Source organism: Limnobacter sp. (assembly GCF_964228395.1).
Lineage (GTDB): Bacteria > Pseudomonadota > Gammaproteobacteria > Burkholderiales > Burkholderiaceae_B > Limnobacter.
Genome location: NZ_CAXQZX010000036.1, coordinates 1 through 14,157 on the forward strand (window position 1 = coordinate 1; position 14,157 = coordinate 14,157).

Genomic DNA, 14,157 nt, shown 5'->3' on the forward strand with positions numbered 1-14,157 from the left:
CCCCAGGCTGTTCAATGTACGAATCATGGAGGCTGGTGCTGCCGAACCACCAATCACGGTGCGGTTAAAACTGCTGAATTTGAGATTGTTTTGTTGCACATAGGTGAGCAAACCCAGCCACACGGTGGGCACACCCGCCGAGAAATTCACTTTCTCTTTTTCAAGCAATTCATAAATGGACGCGCCATCCAGCGCGCCGCCGGGCATCACCATTTTGGCACCCACCATGGCTGCAATGTAGGGAATGCCCCAGGCATTGACGTGGAACATGGGAACCACAGGCAAAATGGTGTCGCGGCTGGACAAGCCCAAGGCATCTGGCGTGCTGGCGGCCATGGCATGCAGCACCGTGGAACGATGCGAATACAAGGCGCCCTTGGGGTTGCCGGTGGTGCCCGATGTGTAACACAGCCCGCTGGCCAGGTTCTCGTCCAACTCTGGCCAGTTGAATTCGGTGGAAGCCCCCTGAATGAATGCCTCGTAATTGATCACACCCTGTACGGCTGGCTCGGCCGGCATGGCCGACTCGTCGCACATCTGGATCCACCGTTTTACCGTGGGGCAAGCGGGTGCAATGGCCTTAATCAATGGGGCGAAGGTGGTGTCAAAAAACACGGTGCTGTCTTTGGCATGGTTGATGATGTAGATCAACTGCTCAGGAAACAGCCTTGGGTTGAGGGTGTGAATCACCGCTCCCATGCCCGAAACCGCATAATAAATTTCCACATGCCGATAGCCATTCCAGGCCAGCGTGGCAATGTTTTCCCCTTGCTGAACGCCCACCTCGGTCAGCTTGTTGGCCAATTGCTTGGCCCGGGCAGCGACTTCCCCGTAATTGGTGCGGTGGATGTCGCCCTCGGTGCGCCGCGACACTATTTCCACCTTGGGATGGTGGCGAGCCGCGTGCTCAATGATGGATGAAATCAACAAGGGCATGTGCATCATCAAACCTTGCATTTGTCAGTACTCCTCCAAAGTGATTCATGGGTATGTTTTGGTGTTCTCCCCGACTACAATGGTGGGGGATTTTTAAGAAACTATACTTCAGGACGCGTCTTGTTTCATAACCGTGATTCTATTTTTGTTCGTGAATATTCAGCCTTGGGCACTCCCTTCCTGAAGGAAGTGCCAACCACGCCCTTTAAAACCCCCTGCACCCTGCTGCAACTGAACAGGTCGCTGGCTGAAGAGATCGGACTGCAGGCCGACGAGCTGAGTTCCCCAATGGGCGTGGAAGTGCTCGCTGGTAACGCCCCTTGGCCAGGCTTTAATGCCGTGGCCAGCGTGTATTGTGGCCATCAGTTTGGCGTGTTTGTTCCGCAACTGGGTGATGGGCGAGCTTTGCTGATTGCAGAGGTCCGCAAAGGCGCACAGTATCGGCAACTGCAACTGAAGGGTGCAGGCCCCACGCCCTACTCCCGCCATGCCGATGGCCGGGCCGTGTTGCGATCTTCCATTCGCGAATACGTTGCAAGCGAGGCGATGCACGCCTTGGGCATTCCCACCACGCGTGCTCTGTCGCTCACCGCTTGCAGCGACCCGGTGTTTCGAGAAACCACCGAGACAGCCGCCGTGGTGTGCCGTGTATCCGAAAGCTTTTTGCGCTTTGGGCATGTGGAATATTTTGCGCACACAGGGCAAGACGAGGCCCTAAACCACTTGCTGACTTGGCACATTGAACAGCATCACCCCGAGATTGAGTTGGGAGACACTGAAGAAAGCCGGGCACAGGGCTTGCTGCAATGGTTTGAATGGGTAGTTAAACGCACTGCCGAACTAATGGCCCAGTGGCAAAGCGTCGGTTTTTGCCATGGCGTGATGAACACAGACAATATGTCCCTGTTGGGTCTGACCATTGACTACGGCCCATACGGCTTCATGGACAGCTTCCACATCGACCACATTTGCAACCATTCTGACGAAGGTGGCCGCTACAGCTACCGCAACCAGCCCCGGCTGGGGCATTGGAACCTGTATGCACTGGCCCAGGCGCTGCTAACCTTGTTGCGCCCTTACAAAGACACCGTGCAGGCCCTGCTTGATGCCTATGCTGATCATTTTGAGGCAAAGCACACCGCCCTTTTTGCCAAAAAGATGGGGCTGCCGGCGGCGCATGGCGAACAAACCCGCGTGCACATTGAACAAACTTTGAAGTTCATGCATACCCATGGTTTGGACTTCACTCGCTTTTTCAGGTCCTTGAGCGCCTTGGACCCCCACAAAGACGCCACGCAAAATTTGGCGCTGTGGCAGGGCAGCCCCCATTTTTGCCTCGCTTTGGGGGACGAAGCGCAAGTAGATGACGCCCGGGAGTGGCTCAGTGGCTGGTGCGCCCTTCAAACCGGGCAAAGCGCAAGCCCAATCGACTGGCAACTGGCCATTGCAGCCACCAACCCCGCCATGGTGGCGCGCAACCACCTCTTGCAAGCCGCCATTGAGCAAGCCCAACAAGGCGAATACGCCGAATTGAACCGTTTGTGTGCCGCTTTGTCTGACCCGTACAATGACCAACACCTACCCCCGCATTACACCGCTGCGCCTCCATCCTGGGCCAAAGACCTGGTGCTGAGCTGTTCATCCTGATCCCAAGGGAGTTTGACGATGACCCACAAAGTTGTAAAAACCGATGCTCAATGGCGGGAAGAACTCACCCCCATGTCCTATGAAGTTACCCGCAAGAAAGGCACAGAGCGCGCTTTTACCGGGCACTACTGGGATCATCATGAGCCGGGCATTTACCGTTGCATTTGCTGCGGAACCCCCCTGTTTGCATCAGACACGAAGTTTGATTCTGGCTGCGGTTGGCCCAGCTACTTTGCCCCCTTAAACGCGGACCACATTGAAGAGCATGTGGATCGCAGCCATGGCATGATTCGCACCGAAGTGACCTGTAAAATTTGCGACGCTCACTTGGGGCACGTGTTCGAAGATGGCCCCGCCCCCACGGGCTTGCGTTATTGCATTAATTCGGTAAGCCTGGCTTTTGAGCCGTTTGCCAACGAACAATCGGCCTGACACCACGCACACGGTGATTTGCTGCCCCTATCATTTTTAATGAGACCATGAAACTTTTCTTAGACTTTTTGCCCATTATTCTGTTTTTTGTCAGCTTCAAATGGGCCGGGTCAAACCCAGAGCAGGCCGATCAATTGTTGCGTCCTTTGCTCTCCAGCATTTCGTCTGCAGAAATTCAAAGCGCGCAACTGCCCATCTTGCTGGCCACGGTGGTCGCCATTTTGGCCACCGTGGTCCAAATTGCTTACCAAAAGCTGGCGGGCAAACCCGTAGAAAACATGCAGTGGATTGGGTTGCTTTTGATTGCTGTGTTTGGCGGAGCCACCTTGGTTCTGCAAAACGAAACCTTCATCAAATGGAAGCCCACGGTGCTTTACCTCGCCATGGCCACAGGCTTTTTGCTGGCTTACGCCTTTAAAAAGAACCCCATTGAACTGATGATGAAAGGCCAGGTTAGCCTGCCGTCGCACGCGTGGGTCACCCTGTTGTGGGCCTGGGTGGGCTTTTTTGTGCTGATGGCAGTGCTCAACATCGTGGTTGCGTACGGGTTTTCGACCGAAATCTGGGTGGATTTCAAGCTGTTTGGCTCACTGGGAGCCACGTTGGTCTTTGTATTTGCCCAAGGTTTTTACATGTCCAAGCACATGCAAAATAACGAGCAAGGCGATGGACAAACCCAGCGGGAGTCCCGCCCATGAGTATCACCGCCGACCAACTTCAAGCACGCCTGGCCGAGCGCCTGCAGGCCGAGGTGGAGGTTGTTGATGAATCGCATCTTCATGCCGGGCATGCGGGTGCACGTGAAGGTGGGCGCCATTTTCGGGTCAAAATTCGTAGCGCTCAATTCGAGGGCCTGCGCACTTTGGCTCGGCATCGCCTCGTGTATGATGCGGTATCAGATTGGATGAAAAAAGAAATCCACGCCTTGGCTATCGACGCGGCCGACACCCCAAATTAATCCATTTCCAGAGACACAAGGTTTTTAAAGCATGTTGAAAAGCACACTCACAGCAAGCGCAGTTGCATTGGCCATCACCTTTTCCAGCGGCGCATTGGCGCAAAACGCTGCCCTGGTCAATGGTCAGTCCATCCCCAGCGAATTGATTGACTATATTGTGGCCGAACAGGCCAAGCGCGGCCAGGAAGCCTCGCCCGAAATGCGCGCCACCATTCGCCAAGAATTGATTAATCAAGAGGTGTTGAAGCAGGAAGCCATTAAAAAAGGCTTGGCCAGCAAGCCTGAAGTCAAATATCAGGTGCAAATGATGAACCAGGCCATTTTGGCCAACGCCCTGCGTGAAGACTTCTACAAAACCACCAAAATTTCTGACAAAGAAGTGCAGGAAACCTACGCCAAAATTGCACAAATGATGGGCGGCAGCGAATACCGCGCCAGCCACATTTTGGTCGAAACCGAAGATCAGGCCAAAGCCATTATTGCCAAGTTGGGCAAGGGTGCCAAGTTTGAAGAACTGGCCAAGGCAGAATCCAAAGACCCAGGCTCTGCCCCCACAGGAGGCGACCTCGACTGGGCCAACCCCAATAGCTTTGTGCCCGAGTTTTCCCAGGCCATGGTGGCTCTAAAAAAAGGTGAATACAGCAAAGCGCCGGTGCGCTCACAGTTTGGTTACCACGTAATTTACCTGGCCGATGTTCGTGAGTCGTCCCCACCCAAACTCGAAGAAATTCGCCCTCAACTCGAGCAACGCATGGTGAACGACAAATGGGAGGCCTACCAAGAAAAGCTGCTTTCCAGCGCCAAGGTGAAATAAGCAAAAGCCCCCAAAACTTTCACCACCATCCAACAAAAAAGCCACCTTATCGGGTGGCTTTTTTGCTGCTATATACCGTTTAACGCTTAAACAACCTGGCTTAAGCGCTCAATGCAGGCTTGGTAAGTGTAACTTTGGTTCAAGCCAGTCCAGTCTAGTCCCGCTTGCTCTGGGCGCAGACGGCTCAATCGACGATGCCGCACCTCCACTTGCTCAAACATTTCAGGCACTGGTTGGGTCACCAAGGTGTGAATGTCTTCCATGTTGTTGCAGCTCAACACCGCATCGCAACCCGCACCCAAGGCAGCGCTGGCTCTGGCGCGGATGTCGCCGGCTCCGTGTGCGCCCACCATGTCCAGGTCATCACTGATGACAGCACCATCAAACCCAAGCTTCACGCGCAGTACTTCCTGGATCCACACCGGTGAGAAACAGGCGGGTCGGCTGTCGACTTCGGCATACACCACATGGGCTGGCATGATGCTGGCCATGTTCAACGTGCTGTTGAATTGATAGGGCAAGGCGTCGAAGCGCAAAATTTCGTTCAGGGGTCGAGAATCTTGTGGCAGGGCCAAATGGCTGTCCAGCTTAACCCAACCATGGCCGGGAAAGTGTTTGCCACAAGCCTGCATGCCAGCGAGGGCCATGCCATTCATCAGCGCTCCGGCCAATCGAGCCACCATGCGAGGGTCTCGGCCAAAAGATCGGTCGCCGATGATTTCACTATTGCCCCAGTCCAGGTCCATCACGGGTGCAAAACTCATGTCGATATCGCAGGCGCGAAGTTCTGCAGCCAGCACGTACCCCGCCTCTCGAGCCAGCTGAATACCATCGTCAAAATCTTCTTCAGCCCTGCGACCGATGGTGCGCATCGAGGGGATGGCTGTGAAACCCTCCCTAAAACGCTGCACTCTACCACCTTCGTGGTCTACAAAAACAGGTTTGTTTTGACCGCCGTTTTGTCGAATCGCTTTAACCAATTCAATAAGTTGTGCCTTGTTCTTAAAGTTGCGTGAGAACAAGATCAAGCCGCCAACGGTGGGGCTTTGGATGTGTTCAATGTCCTGTGCAGTAAGCGTTAAACCGGTTAAACCAACGATCAATGGACCCAGCATGGTGCGATGTATTCCCTGTGATTTATAGTTTTTTGAAAATGATGACTGTGGCCATGGCGTGAGTACTTTCATCAGAAATAGACACTTCCGCAGCCGCGCCACGGCTGTCCAGCCATTGAGCAATCCGCTCGGAATATTCCATGACTGGCCGACCTGAAACACTATTTAACATTGCCACATCCTGGAAAGAGAAGCTCTCCCCAATTCCGGTGCCCATTGCTTTGGAAAAAGCCTCTTTGGCAGCAAATCGGGTGGCCAGGTACAACATGCCACGCTGGGCAGCCTTGTCAGTGCGGCGTTCGTACTCTTCAATTTCAGAAGGGGTGAGCACGCGCCTCACAAAACCTTCGTGGCCCTTGCGCAGCAAGCCCTCAATGCGTTGCACTTCCACAATGTCGCAACCCAAACCAATAATCATGCTGCTGCCCCCAAGTGTGCAAAGTGGCTGTTGTGCTCAGCGTGGTCGAATGGTGTCAAGTTTGGCCTGCACCATTAAGGATTTCATCCGCTTAATGGCCGTCTCCCATCCCAAAAACACCGCATTGGCCACGATACTATGGCCAATGTTCAGCTCAGAAATGCTCTCAATGGCGGCCACAGCCGCCACATTGTCATAGTTCAAGCCATGGCCAGCGTTGACACGCAGACCATGGGCCACGCCAAAATCTGCGGCTTTTCGAATGCGTGCAAGTTCAATGTCCAGCTGCGAGCCGGTGGCATGTGCGTAGCGGCCAGTGTGCAACTCAACCGCCTGCGCGCCACACTTCAAAGCGGCTTCCATCTGCACGATGTCTGGGTCAATGAACAAAGACACCCGCATTCCCTGGTCTTGCAGACGCGCCACCGCCGGTGCCACCAAATGAAAGCCACCAACCACATCCAGCCCACCCTCGGTGGTGACCTCCTCACGCCGCTCGGGCACAAAGCACACATCGTGGGGTTTGATTTCTTCGACAAGCCGGATCATGTCCTCAACCACCGCGCATTCGAAATTCAAACGGGTAGAAATGGCTGGGCGAATGCGTCGAACATCGTCATCTTGCATGTGCCGGCGGTCTTCCCGCACGTGCACCGTGATGGCATCTGCGCCATACTCTTCGGCCAGCAAGGCCGCCTGCAAAGGGTCGGGTTCATGCCCACGCCGTGCCTGACGTATGGTTGCCACGTGATCAATGTTTACACCCAGTTCTATCATGACCTTATCAACTGCTCCATCCAAGCTCTAGACAACAAACCATTCGGGGCCACATGGGCCATCAGAAGGCGCCGCGTAACAGGCTTTAAGGCACTGGCCGCCGCGTTGCTCCACTGCCCTGCTTGTATATCAAGCACCGTTTGGCCTGGCACCAGCGGCTCAACGGGGTTCCCATGCACTGGGTTTACGCCCCCCCCGTCCGGGTGAGCCCATCCTTCTTGATCGACCCAGTGGTACACGGCCTGGGCATCAATGCGCTGGCCATGTCGATCCACTCGCCAATCCAGACCGTAGCCCAAGGCATCGAGCAACCCCACCTCAAAGCGCCGAATGCAAATATTCATGTCCTCGCCATCAACCATGGCCTGCAAAGTGCCTGCATACAGATCAAATAAACCGACATGTCGATCTTCCCGTCCCAGGCCACGCATCAGCAGTTCATTGAGGTAATACGAGGCAAACAAGGCCCTGCCCTGCGGCGCCAGAAACCCTCCAAGCCACTCGGCATGGGTGAGGGTTTTGACTTCGGAGCGCCCCAAAAATCGAACCTGCAGGGGCTGAAAACTCACTAGCACGGCCCGCAAGCCCGAATGAGGTCGCTTGGCCCCTTTGGCAATCACCGGCAAACGCCCGTGCTCGCGGCAAAACAGTTCAACAATCAGGCTGGTCTCTTTGTAGGGCACACTGTGCAACACAAAGGCCTGGTCCTGAAAACTTTTTGTGTTACTCATACCCCAGGCTTTGCAACAGGCTGGCGTTGTCGGCCCAACCGCTGCGCACCTTCACCCATGTCTCCAAGTGCACCCGACCATCAAACAAGCGCTCCATGTCCTGCCTGGCCTCGGAGGCAATGCGCTTGAGTTTTTCTCCGCCTTTGCCGATGATCATGGCCTTGTGGGATTGCCGATCGACCAAAATCGATGCATGAATAACGCGCCGACCCTCTTCAATCACAAAACGGTCAATGACTACGGTGCAGGTGTATGGCAGCTCATCGCCCACCAAACGGAATAATTTTTCACGAATGCGTTCTGCCGCTAAAAACTTTTCGGGTCGATCAGTCAGTGTGTCTTCTTCATAGAAAAAGGGCTGTTCGGGCAACAGGCCCGACACCACCTCTTTGAGGGCGTCCAGGTTTTTGCCAGCCTGTGCGCTTAAAGGCACAATGGCTGCGAAGTTGCGCATTTCGCCCAGCTTTTGCAAAAAAGGCAGCACCAGGTTTTTGTCGTTCAATTGGTCGAGCTTGTTGACCACGGCCACCACAGGCACTTCCTTGGGGCAGAGCTCCAGCACCTTCAAGTCAGCGTGCCCCACCTTGCCCTGCTCAACCACCCACAAAATCACGTTCACATCGGCCAAGGCAGTGAGTACCGCGCGGTTCATGGTTTTGTTGAGGGCGTTGGAATGCTTGGTTTGAAAGCCCGGCGTGTCAACAAAAATGAACTGGGTGGGCACGTCTTTGACAGGCTGAGTCATCACACCAAGCACACGGTGCCGAGTGGTTTGTGGCTTAGAGGAAGTAATCGAGAGGTGCTCCCCGATTAAACCATTCATCAGGGTGGATTTGCCCACATTGGGGCGGCCCACCACTGCAACGACGCCGCATTTGGACTGGCTCATGACAACCCTTTTTTGTTGGCCTGGTTGGGGTCAGCATACTCCCGTTCCAGCAATTCGATAAGCACGGCCTGAGCCGCTTGTTGTTCTGCAATGCGCCGCGAATGCCCCGCACCCAGTTTGTCAACCTGAAGGTCCGCCACAGTGCATTGCACTTTAAATTCCGGGCTGTTGGCCGTTCCGCCCTCTACCATCACGGTGTAAACAGGCAACTGAAGGCGACGGGCCTGCAAGTGTTCTTGCAAGCGGGTTTTGGCGTCTTTGCCAAGCGATTCAATGGGGGTGGCCGCCAGCACGGGCTTGAGCAGTTGGATAACACAATTTTTGGCGTGCTCAAAACCGGCATCCAGCAAAATGGCGCCAAACAACGCCTCCAAGGCATCGGCAACGATGCTGTCCTTGATGGATTTAGCGCTTTTTAACTCGCCAGCCCCCAGGTACAAGTGATGATCAAGCTGCAGGCTTCGTCCAATATTGGCCAGGCAGTCTTGCTTGACCAGATGCGAGCGCACCCTGGACAACTTGCCTTCGTCCATGTCGGGATGTTCATCAAACAGCAAAATGGATGCTGCGCAATTCAACACGCTGTCACCGAGAAACTCCAGCCGCTCATTGTGCGCGCTGGAATGGCTTCTGTGCGTAAGCGCCTGGCGCAACAAGGCCTGGTCTGAAAACCGATGCCCCAGGGCTATTTGTAAGGCCGTTAAGTCGGGTTTCTCCATGTTGGCCAATATTAATGAAAGGTCCCAATGCGAGACATGTCATTGAAATTCATCCAAACCAGAAAAGCCTTGCCGACCACTTGCTCGTCTGACACAAAGCCCCAAATGCGGCTATCGCTGGAGTTGTCGCGATTGTCGCCCATCATGAAGTAATGGCCTTGCGGAACGGTGCACTTAAAACCATTCACATCGTATTTGCAGTTGTCGCGGTGCTTGAAGTCTTGCACGCCAATGACGTATGCAGGCGCCTCCTCGTCATTCAGCACCAAGTGCGGTTGCTTGCCCAAGGTTTCGCGGTACTGCAGGTGATAGGAAAAGCTGTTCGGATCGTAATATTTTTCGAGTGGTTCCACAGGCTGAGCCACGCCGTTGATCCACAGCTTTTTATCGCGGTATTCAACCACATCGCCGCCCACACCCACCACACGCTTGATGTAATCGAGCGAGGGATCCAGAGGGTAGCGAAACACCATGACATCGCCGCGCTGAGGGTCGCCCAGGGGAATGATTTTTTTGTCGATGATGGGCAGGCGAATACCATAGGCAAATTTATTGACCAAGATCAGATCGCCAATGAGCAAGGTTGGGATCATGGAGCCCGAAGGGATTTTAAACGGCTCAACCACAAACGACCGCAGCACGAACACAAACAAAATCACCGGAAAAAAACTCGCACTGTATTCCAGCCAGAGCGGCTGCTTCATGTACTGCTGGCGAATGCGGTGTTCTGCCTCACCGTTCATGCCCCCCGCAGCGCCACCCACGCTGAGCGCATGTTCGGCAGCCAGCCTGCGCTTGGGTTTGAACACCAAGAGGTCAAGCACATAGAAAAAGCCGGTAAAAAGCACCAGCAAAAAAAGAATCAGCGAAAAATTCATTGTTATTTGTCTTCCACCTGAAGAATGGCTAAAAACGCTTCTTGTGGGATCTCAACGTTACCCACCTGCTTCATTCGCTTCTTGCCGGCTTTTTGTTTTTCGAGCAGCTTTTTCTTTCGGGAAATGTCGCCGCCATAGCACTTGGCCAACACATTTTTACGCAGGGCTTTCACGGTTTCGCGGGCAATGATGTTTGCACCGATGGCCGCCTGAATGGCCACGTCAAACATTTGGCGGGAAATGATTTCTCGCATTTTTTGAGCCACTGCACGGCCACGGTACTGCGCGTTGGTTCTGTGAACCATGATGGACAAGGCGTCCACTTTATCGCCATTGATCAGCATGTCTACTTTCACAATGTCGGCTGCGCGGTATTCCTTGAACGCGTAGTCCATGGAAGCATAGCCGCGCGAGGTGGACTTCAGCTTGTCGAAGAAATCGAGCACAATTTCTGCCATCGGCATTTCGAAGGTGAGCCGAACCTGACGACCGTGGTAGACCATGTTGGTCTGAACGCCCCGGCGACTGGTACACAAGGTCATCACCGAACCCACGTACTCCTGTGGCATCAACAGATTAACTGTCACAATGGGCTCACGAATTTCGTCGAGCTTACTGAGGTCGGGCATTTTAGACGGGTTGTCCACCCGCACGATGGTGCCATCTCGCTGCTTGACCTCATAGACCACAGTGGGCGCAGTGGTGATGAGGTCCATGTCAAACTCGCGCTCCAAGCGCTCTTGCACAATGTCCATGTGCAACATGCCCAAAAAGCCACACCTAAACCCAAACCCCAAAGCCTGCGACACCTCAGGTTCATAGTTGAGCGCCGCGTCGTTGAGCTTGAGCTTGTCTAGCGCCTCACGCAGGGCCTCGTATTGGTTGGCTTCCACAGGGAACAAGCCAGCAAACACCTGAGACTGTACTTCTTTGAAACCCGGTAGAGGCTTGGCAGCGGGAGCAGCGGCCAAGGTTACCGTGTCGCCCACCTTGGCGCTTTCCAATTCTTTGATGCCGGCGTTGATGTACCCCACTTCGCCGGCTGACAAGGAATCTCGAGCGATGGACTTGGGCGTGAACACACCCACATCGTCAGCGATGTAGGTGGCCCCTGTGGCCATCAGCTTGATTTTGTCTTTGCGATTGAGCACCCCGTTGATGACACGCACCAACATCACCACGCCCACATAGTTATCAAACCAGCTGTCGATGATCAGCGCCTGCAATGGGGCTTCCCGGCTACCTCGCGCTGGAGGGACCTTGTTGACCACCAACTCCAGCACCTCGTCGATGCCCATGCCTGTTTTTGCAGAAATGGGCACGGCTTCGCTGGCGTCAATGCCAATGACGTCTTCAATCTCAGACTTGGCTGTGTCGGGATCGGCCTGCGGCAAATCCATTTTGTTCAACACGGGCAACACCTCTACACCCAATTCGATGGCGGTGTAGCAGTTGGCCACGGTTTGCGCCTCAACGCCCTGCGATGCGTCCACCACGAGCAGCGCCCCTTCACAGGCTGACAGGGAACGGCTGACTTCGTAAGAAAAGTCCACGTGCCCAGGCGTATCAATGAGATTCAGCAAATAAGTGTTGCCGTCTTTGGCCTTGTAATGCAAAGCAGCGGTTTGGGCCTTGATGGTGATGCCGCGCTCCCGCTCAATGTCCATGGAATCGAGCACTTGCTCATCCATCTCACGATCGCTCAGGCCACCGCAGCGTTGAATGAGCCGATCTGCCAGTGTGGATTTGCCGTGGTCGATGTGTGCAATGATTGAAAAATTTCGGATGTGCTGCATTTGCATCATTAAAAAGGGGGCATCTCTGCCCCCGAATGAATTCGTTAACATCGCATTTTACCCGATCAGGCCATGCTTTACAGCAAAATTATGGCCTGACCGAGTGTGCCCGCCCAAGTGTTATCAGGGCGTGATGACCACGAAGAAAGAATTTTCGCCGCGGCGCACCAGCATGGGCACAGCCTGACCTTTGGGAACAGCCTTGATCAACTCGGCAAACTGGGCAGCCGAAGACACATCGGTGCGACCAACGCGCAACACCACGTCACCCGGGGCCATGCCAGCACCCGCTGCCAAGCCGGTGGCACTGCGCACCACCACACCACCGGTAATGCCCAACGCCTTGCGCTCTTCGGCCGTGGGGTCAGTCACGGTCAGGCCCAACTTGTCCACCTCGGCGGGTTTGGGTTTATCGGCTGGCTTGGCCTGCGCCTTCGCCGTTTCAGTCTCAAATTCACCCACGGTGATTTGCACGGTTTTCTCTGTGCCCTTGCGCCAGATCACCATGTTCACCCGCGAGCCCGGCTTGGTTTCACCCACAATGCGCGGCAGGTCTGAGGCCTTTTCCACTTTCTTGCCATCGAAGCGCAAAATGATATCGCCTGCGATTACGCCAGCTTTGTCAGCTGGGCTGTCTTTACCCACCGAGCCCACCAAAGCGCCTGTTGCTGACTCCAGGCCCAAAGCCTTTGCAACCTCTTTGTCAACCTCGCCGATCCCGACACCAATCCGCCCCCTACTAACCTTACCGGTTTCGCGCAGTTGCTTGGCCACACGCATGGCTTCATCAATTGGAATGGCAAATGAAATACCCATGAACCCGCCGGTGCGGCTGTAAATCTGGGAATTAATGCCGATCACCTCGCCTTCCAGATTGAGCAACGGTCCACCCGAATTGCCAGGGTTTACCGCCACGTCGGTTTGGATGAATGGCAGGTATTCACCCGTATCGCGACCCTTGGCGCTGATGATGCCTGCAGTCACAGAATTCTCAAGCCCAAAAGGCGAACCGATGGCCACCACCCACTGACCAACTTTGGTCTTGCTAACATCCCCAATCTTCAGGGTTGGAAAGCCCTTGCCTTCAATTTTGACAAGAGCCACGTCAGTGCGTTGATCGGAACCGATCACCTTTGCCTTGAATTCACGCTTGTCGGGAAAAGTCACAATAATCGATTCAGCACCGTCCACCACATGGTGATTGGTCAGCAAAAAACCTTCGGCGTCAATCACAAAGCCAGAGCCCACACCTGCGGGCACTTCACGTTCGGGCTGAGGGGCCCGTGGGCTTGGTTGGGGTTGGCCTGGCACGGCACCGGGCGGCATAAAACGACGGAAAAACTCAAAAAACGGGTCGTTGGGATCCATGCCGGGAAAACCAGGGAAGCCCTGTGGACCACCTTGCGGCACCTTTTGGGTGGTGCGGATGTTAACCACCGCTGGACCCACCCGGTCAACCAGGTCGGAAAAGTCTGGCAAGTCACGCGCAGCCGAATAAGCTGGCGATGGCATGGCCAGTGTGAACAGGACGCTACCCAGCAGGGCATAAAAGAACATCCATGGTCGGGAATTGAAAACACTCGATCTCATCTAAGATTTCCTTGTTATTGAGATTTCCACCGAACGGACTGCAAAAACAGGTCCAGGGTTTTGCTGGGCACTTCACCCAGCACCGTGACCAAATGCTGCCCCTGCATCTGTGATCTTGACATAACTGCACCATGACTCATGGGCACTTGAGGCATGGTTTGACCGTCTTTGGCTTTTTGAACGAACACGGACACCGTGGACAAGCCGTCAGAGAACACCGTTTGATGAATTTGTTGATCTGCGCCCTTGACTCGACACAATGCGCTGGTTTGCTTGAATCCAAAAGCGATGTCGGGAAGTTCATAGGGCATTTCTTCGGGGCTCAGCGTACGTACCTCAGTGCTGGACATGCGCCAACCGGGGCCGGCCTGCACCAATTCCGGATTGGGTACAGGCTGAGCATTGAAGGTGATTTCGTTGAAACCCACCTGCTCCATCACCTCGCCACCCGGTGAAT

Annotated in this window: 16 protein-coding genes; 5 read left to right on the forward strand and 11 right to left on the reverse strand. The window is 54.6% G+C overall.

Annotation, left to right across the window (positions count from 1 at the left end; genetic code table 11):
- On the reverse strand, positions 1–957 hold a 957-nt coding region (locus ACEQU8_RS02575; protein WP_370261253.1), incomplete at its 3' end, for an AMP-binding protein.
- A 99-nt stretch (positions 958–1,056) separates the two neighbouring features.
- On the opposite strand from ACEQU8_RS02575, the gene ACEQU8_RS02580 reads away from it, so the two are divergent.
- From ACEQU8_RS02580 to ACEQU8_RS02600, 5 genes are read left to right on the forward strand one after another with little or no spacing between them, the layout of a single operon-like run.
- On the forward strand, positions 1,057–2,583 hold the full coding sequence (locus ACEQU8_RS02580) for a YdiU family protein (RefSeq protein WP_370261255.1): 1,527 nt from the start codon (positions 1,057–1,059) through the stop codon (positions 2,581–2,583).
- A gap of 18 nt (positions 2,584–2,601) precedes the next feature.
- The gene (msrB, locus tag ACEQU8_RS02585) at positions 2,602–3,015 is read left to right on the forward strand and encodes a peptide-methionine (R)-S-oxide reductase MsrB (protein ID WP_370261256.1); all 414 of its coding nucleotides are present in this window, start codon (positions 2,602–2,604) and stop codon (positions 3,013–3,015) included.
- A 47-nt stretch (positions 3,016–3,062) separates the two neighbouring features.
- Entirely contained in the window at positions 3,063–3,713 is a 651-nt protein-coding gene (locus ACEQU8_RS02590; protein ID WP_370261257.1) for a septation protein A, read from the forward strand.
- Positions 3,710–3,973 (forward strand): BolA family protein, encoded by a 264-nt coding sequence (locus ACEQU8_RS02595; RefSeq protein WP_370261259.1) that lies wholly within the window; start codon positions 3,710–3,712, stop codon positions 3,971–3,973. Before ACEQU8_RS02590 ends, ACEQU8_RS02595 begins: the two co-directional genes overlap by 4 nt.
- Before the next feature lie 31 nt (positions 3,974–4,004).
- Positions 4,005–4,787 (forward strand): peptidylprolyl isomerase, encoded by a 783-nt coding sequence (locus ACEQU8_RS02600; protein ID WP_370261260.1) that lies wholly within the window; start codon positions 4,005–4,007, stop codon positions 4,785–4,787.
- An 86-nt stretch (positions 4,788–4,873) separates the two neighbouring features.
- On the opposite strand, the gene nagZ is transcribed toward ACEQU8_RS02600, so the two are convergent.
- The 10 genes from nagZ to ACEQU8_RS02650 all read right to left on the reverse strand — a co-directional run.
- Positions 4,874–5,902, reverse strand: coding sequence for a beta-N-acetylhexosaminidase (nagZ, locus tag ACEQU8_RS02605; RefSeq protein ID WP_370261261.1), 1,029 nt, complete (start codon positions 5,900–5,902; stop codon positions 4,874–4,876).
- Between the two features lie 22 nt (positions 5,903–5,924).
- Complete coding sequence (gene acpS / locus ACEQU8_RS02610; RefSeq protein WP_370261263.1) at positions 5,925–6,320, reverse strand: holo-ACP synthase; 396 nt, start codon at positions 6,318–6,320, stop codon at positions 5,925–5,927.
- Between the two features lie 36 nt (positions 6,321–6,356).
- Positions 6,357–7,097: a pyridoxine 5'-phosphate synthase gene (locus ACEQU8_RS02615; RefSeq protein ID WP_370261264.1), complete on the reverse strand. Its 741-nt coding sequence runs from the start codon at positions 7,095–7,097 to the stop codon at positions 6,357–6,359.
- Positions 7,094–7,828 carry a DNA repair protein RecO gene (gene recO / locus ACEQU8_RS02620; RefSeq protein WP_370261265.1) on the reverse strand — a complete coding sequence of 245 codons (735 nt, stop codon included), beginning with the start codon at positions 7,826–7,828 and terminating at the stop codon, positions 7,094–7,096. The genes ACEQU8_RS02615 and recO overlap by 4 nt, the downstream gene beginning before the upstream one ends.
- Complete coding sequence (era, locus tag ACEQU8_RS02625; RefSeq protein ID WP_370261266.1) at positions 7,821–8,717, reverse strand: GTPase Era; 897 nt, start codon at positions 8,715–8,717, stop codon at positions 7,821–7,823. The genes recO and era overlap by 8 nt, the downstream gene beginning before the upstream one ends.
- Positions 8,714–9,436, reverse strand: coding sequence for a ribonuclease III (rnc, locus tag ACEQU8_RS02630; protein WP_370261268.1), 723 nt, complete (start codon positions 9,434–9,436; stop codon positions 8,714–8,716). The genes era and rnc overlap by 4 nt, the downstream gene beginning before the upstream one ends.
- An 11-nt stretch (positions 9,437–9,447) precedes the next feature.
- Positions 9,448–10,314, reverse strand: a complete 867-nt coding sequence (gene lepB, locus ACEQU8_RS02635; protein ID WP_370261269.1) for a signal peptidase I — start codon at positions 10,312–10,314, stop codon at positions 9,448–9,450.
- Between the two features lie 2 nt (positions 10,315–10,316).
- Positions 10,317–12,110: a translation elongation factor 4 gene (gene lepA / locus ACEQU8_RS02640; RefSeq protein WP_370261270.1), complete on the reverse strand. Its 1,794-nt coding sequence runs from the start codon at positions 12,108–12,110 to the stop codon at positions 10,317–10,319.
- A 123-nt stretch (positions 12,111–12,233) separates the two neighbouring features.
- Positions 12,234–13,700: a DegQ family serine endoprotease gene (locus ACEQU8_RS02645; protein ID WP_370261272.1), complete on the reverse strand. Its 1,467-nt coding sequence runs from the start codon at positions 13,698–13,700 to the stop codon at positions 12,234–12,236.
- 14 nt (positions 13,701–13,714) lie between these two features.
- On the reverse strand, positions 13,715–14,157 hold a 443-nt coding region (locus ACEQU8_RS02650), incomplete at its 5' end, for a MucB/RseB C-terminal domain-containing protein (RefSeq protein ID WP_370261273.1).

Excerpts from the sequence above, each read along its gene's own strand:
- msrB (WP_370261256.1), top strand. The coding sequence starts at position 2,602 with ATGACCCACAAAGTTGTAAAAACCGATGCTCAATGGCGGGAAGAACTC.
- ACEQU8_RS02590 (WP_370261257.1), top strand. The coding sequence starts at position 3,063 with ATGAAACTTTTCTTAGACTTTTTGCCCATTATTCTGTTTTTTGTCAGC.
- ACEQU8_RS02595 (WP_370261259.1), top strand. The coding sequence starts at position 3,710 with ATGAGTATCACCGCCGACCAACTTCAAGCACGCCTGGCCGAGCGCCTG.
- ACEQU8_RS02600 (WP_370261260.1), top strand. The coding sequence starts at position 4,005 with ATGTTGAAAAGCACACTCACAGCAAGCGCAGTTGCATTGGCCATCACC.
- nagZ (WP_370261261.1), bottom strand. The coding sequence starts at position 5,902 with ATGCTGGGTCCATTGATCGTTGGTTTAACCGGTTTAACGCTTACTGCA.
- acpS (WP_370261263.1), bottom strand. The coding sequence starts at position 6,320 with ATGATTATTGGTTTGGGTTGCGACATTGTGGAAGTGCAACGCATTGAG.
- ACEQU8_RS02615 (WP_370261264.1), bottom strand. The coding sequence starts at position 7,097 with ATGATAGAACTGGGTGTAAACATTGATCACGTGGCAACCATACGTCAG.
- recO (WP_370261265.1), bottom strand. The coding sequence starts at position 7,828 with ATGAGTAACACAAAAAGTTTTCAGGACCAGGCCTTTGTGTTGCACAGT.
- era (WP_370261266.1), bottom strand. The coding sequence starts at position 8,717 with ATGAGCCAGTCCAAATGCGGCGTCGTTGCAGTGGTGGGCCGCCCCAAT.
- rnc (WP_370261268.1), bottom strand. The coding sequence starts at position 9,436 with ATGGAGAAACCCGACTTAACGGCCTTACAAATAGCCCTGGGGCATCGG.
- lepB (WP_370261269.1), bottom strand. The coding sequence starts at position 10,314 with ATGAATTTTTCGCTGATTCTTTTTTTGCTGGTGCTTTTTACCGGCTTT.
- lepA (WP_370261270.1), bottom strand. The coding sequence starts at position 12,110 with ATGCAGCACATCCGAAATTTTTCAATCATTGCACACATCGACCACGGC.
- ACEQU8_RS02645 (WP_370261272.1), bottom strand. The coding sequence starts at position 13,700 with ATGAGATCGAGTGTTTTCAATTCCCGACCATGGATGTTCTTTTATGCC.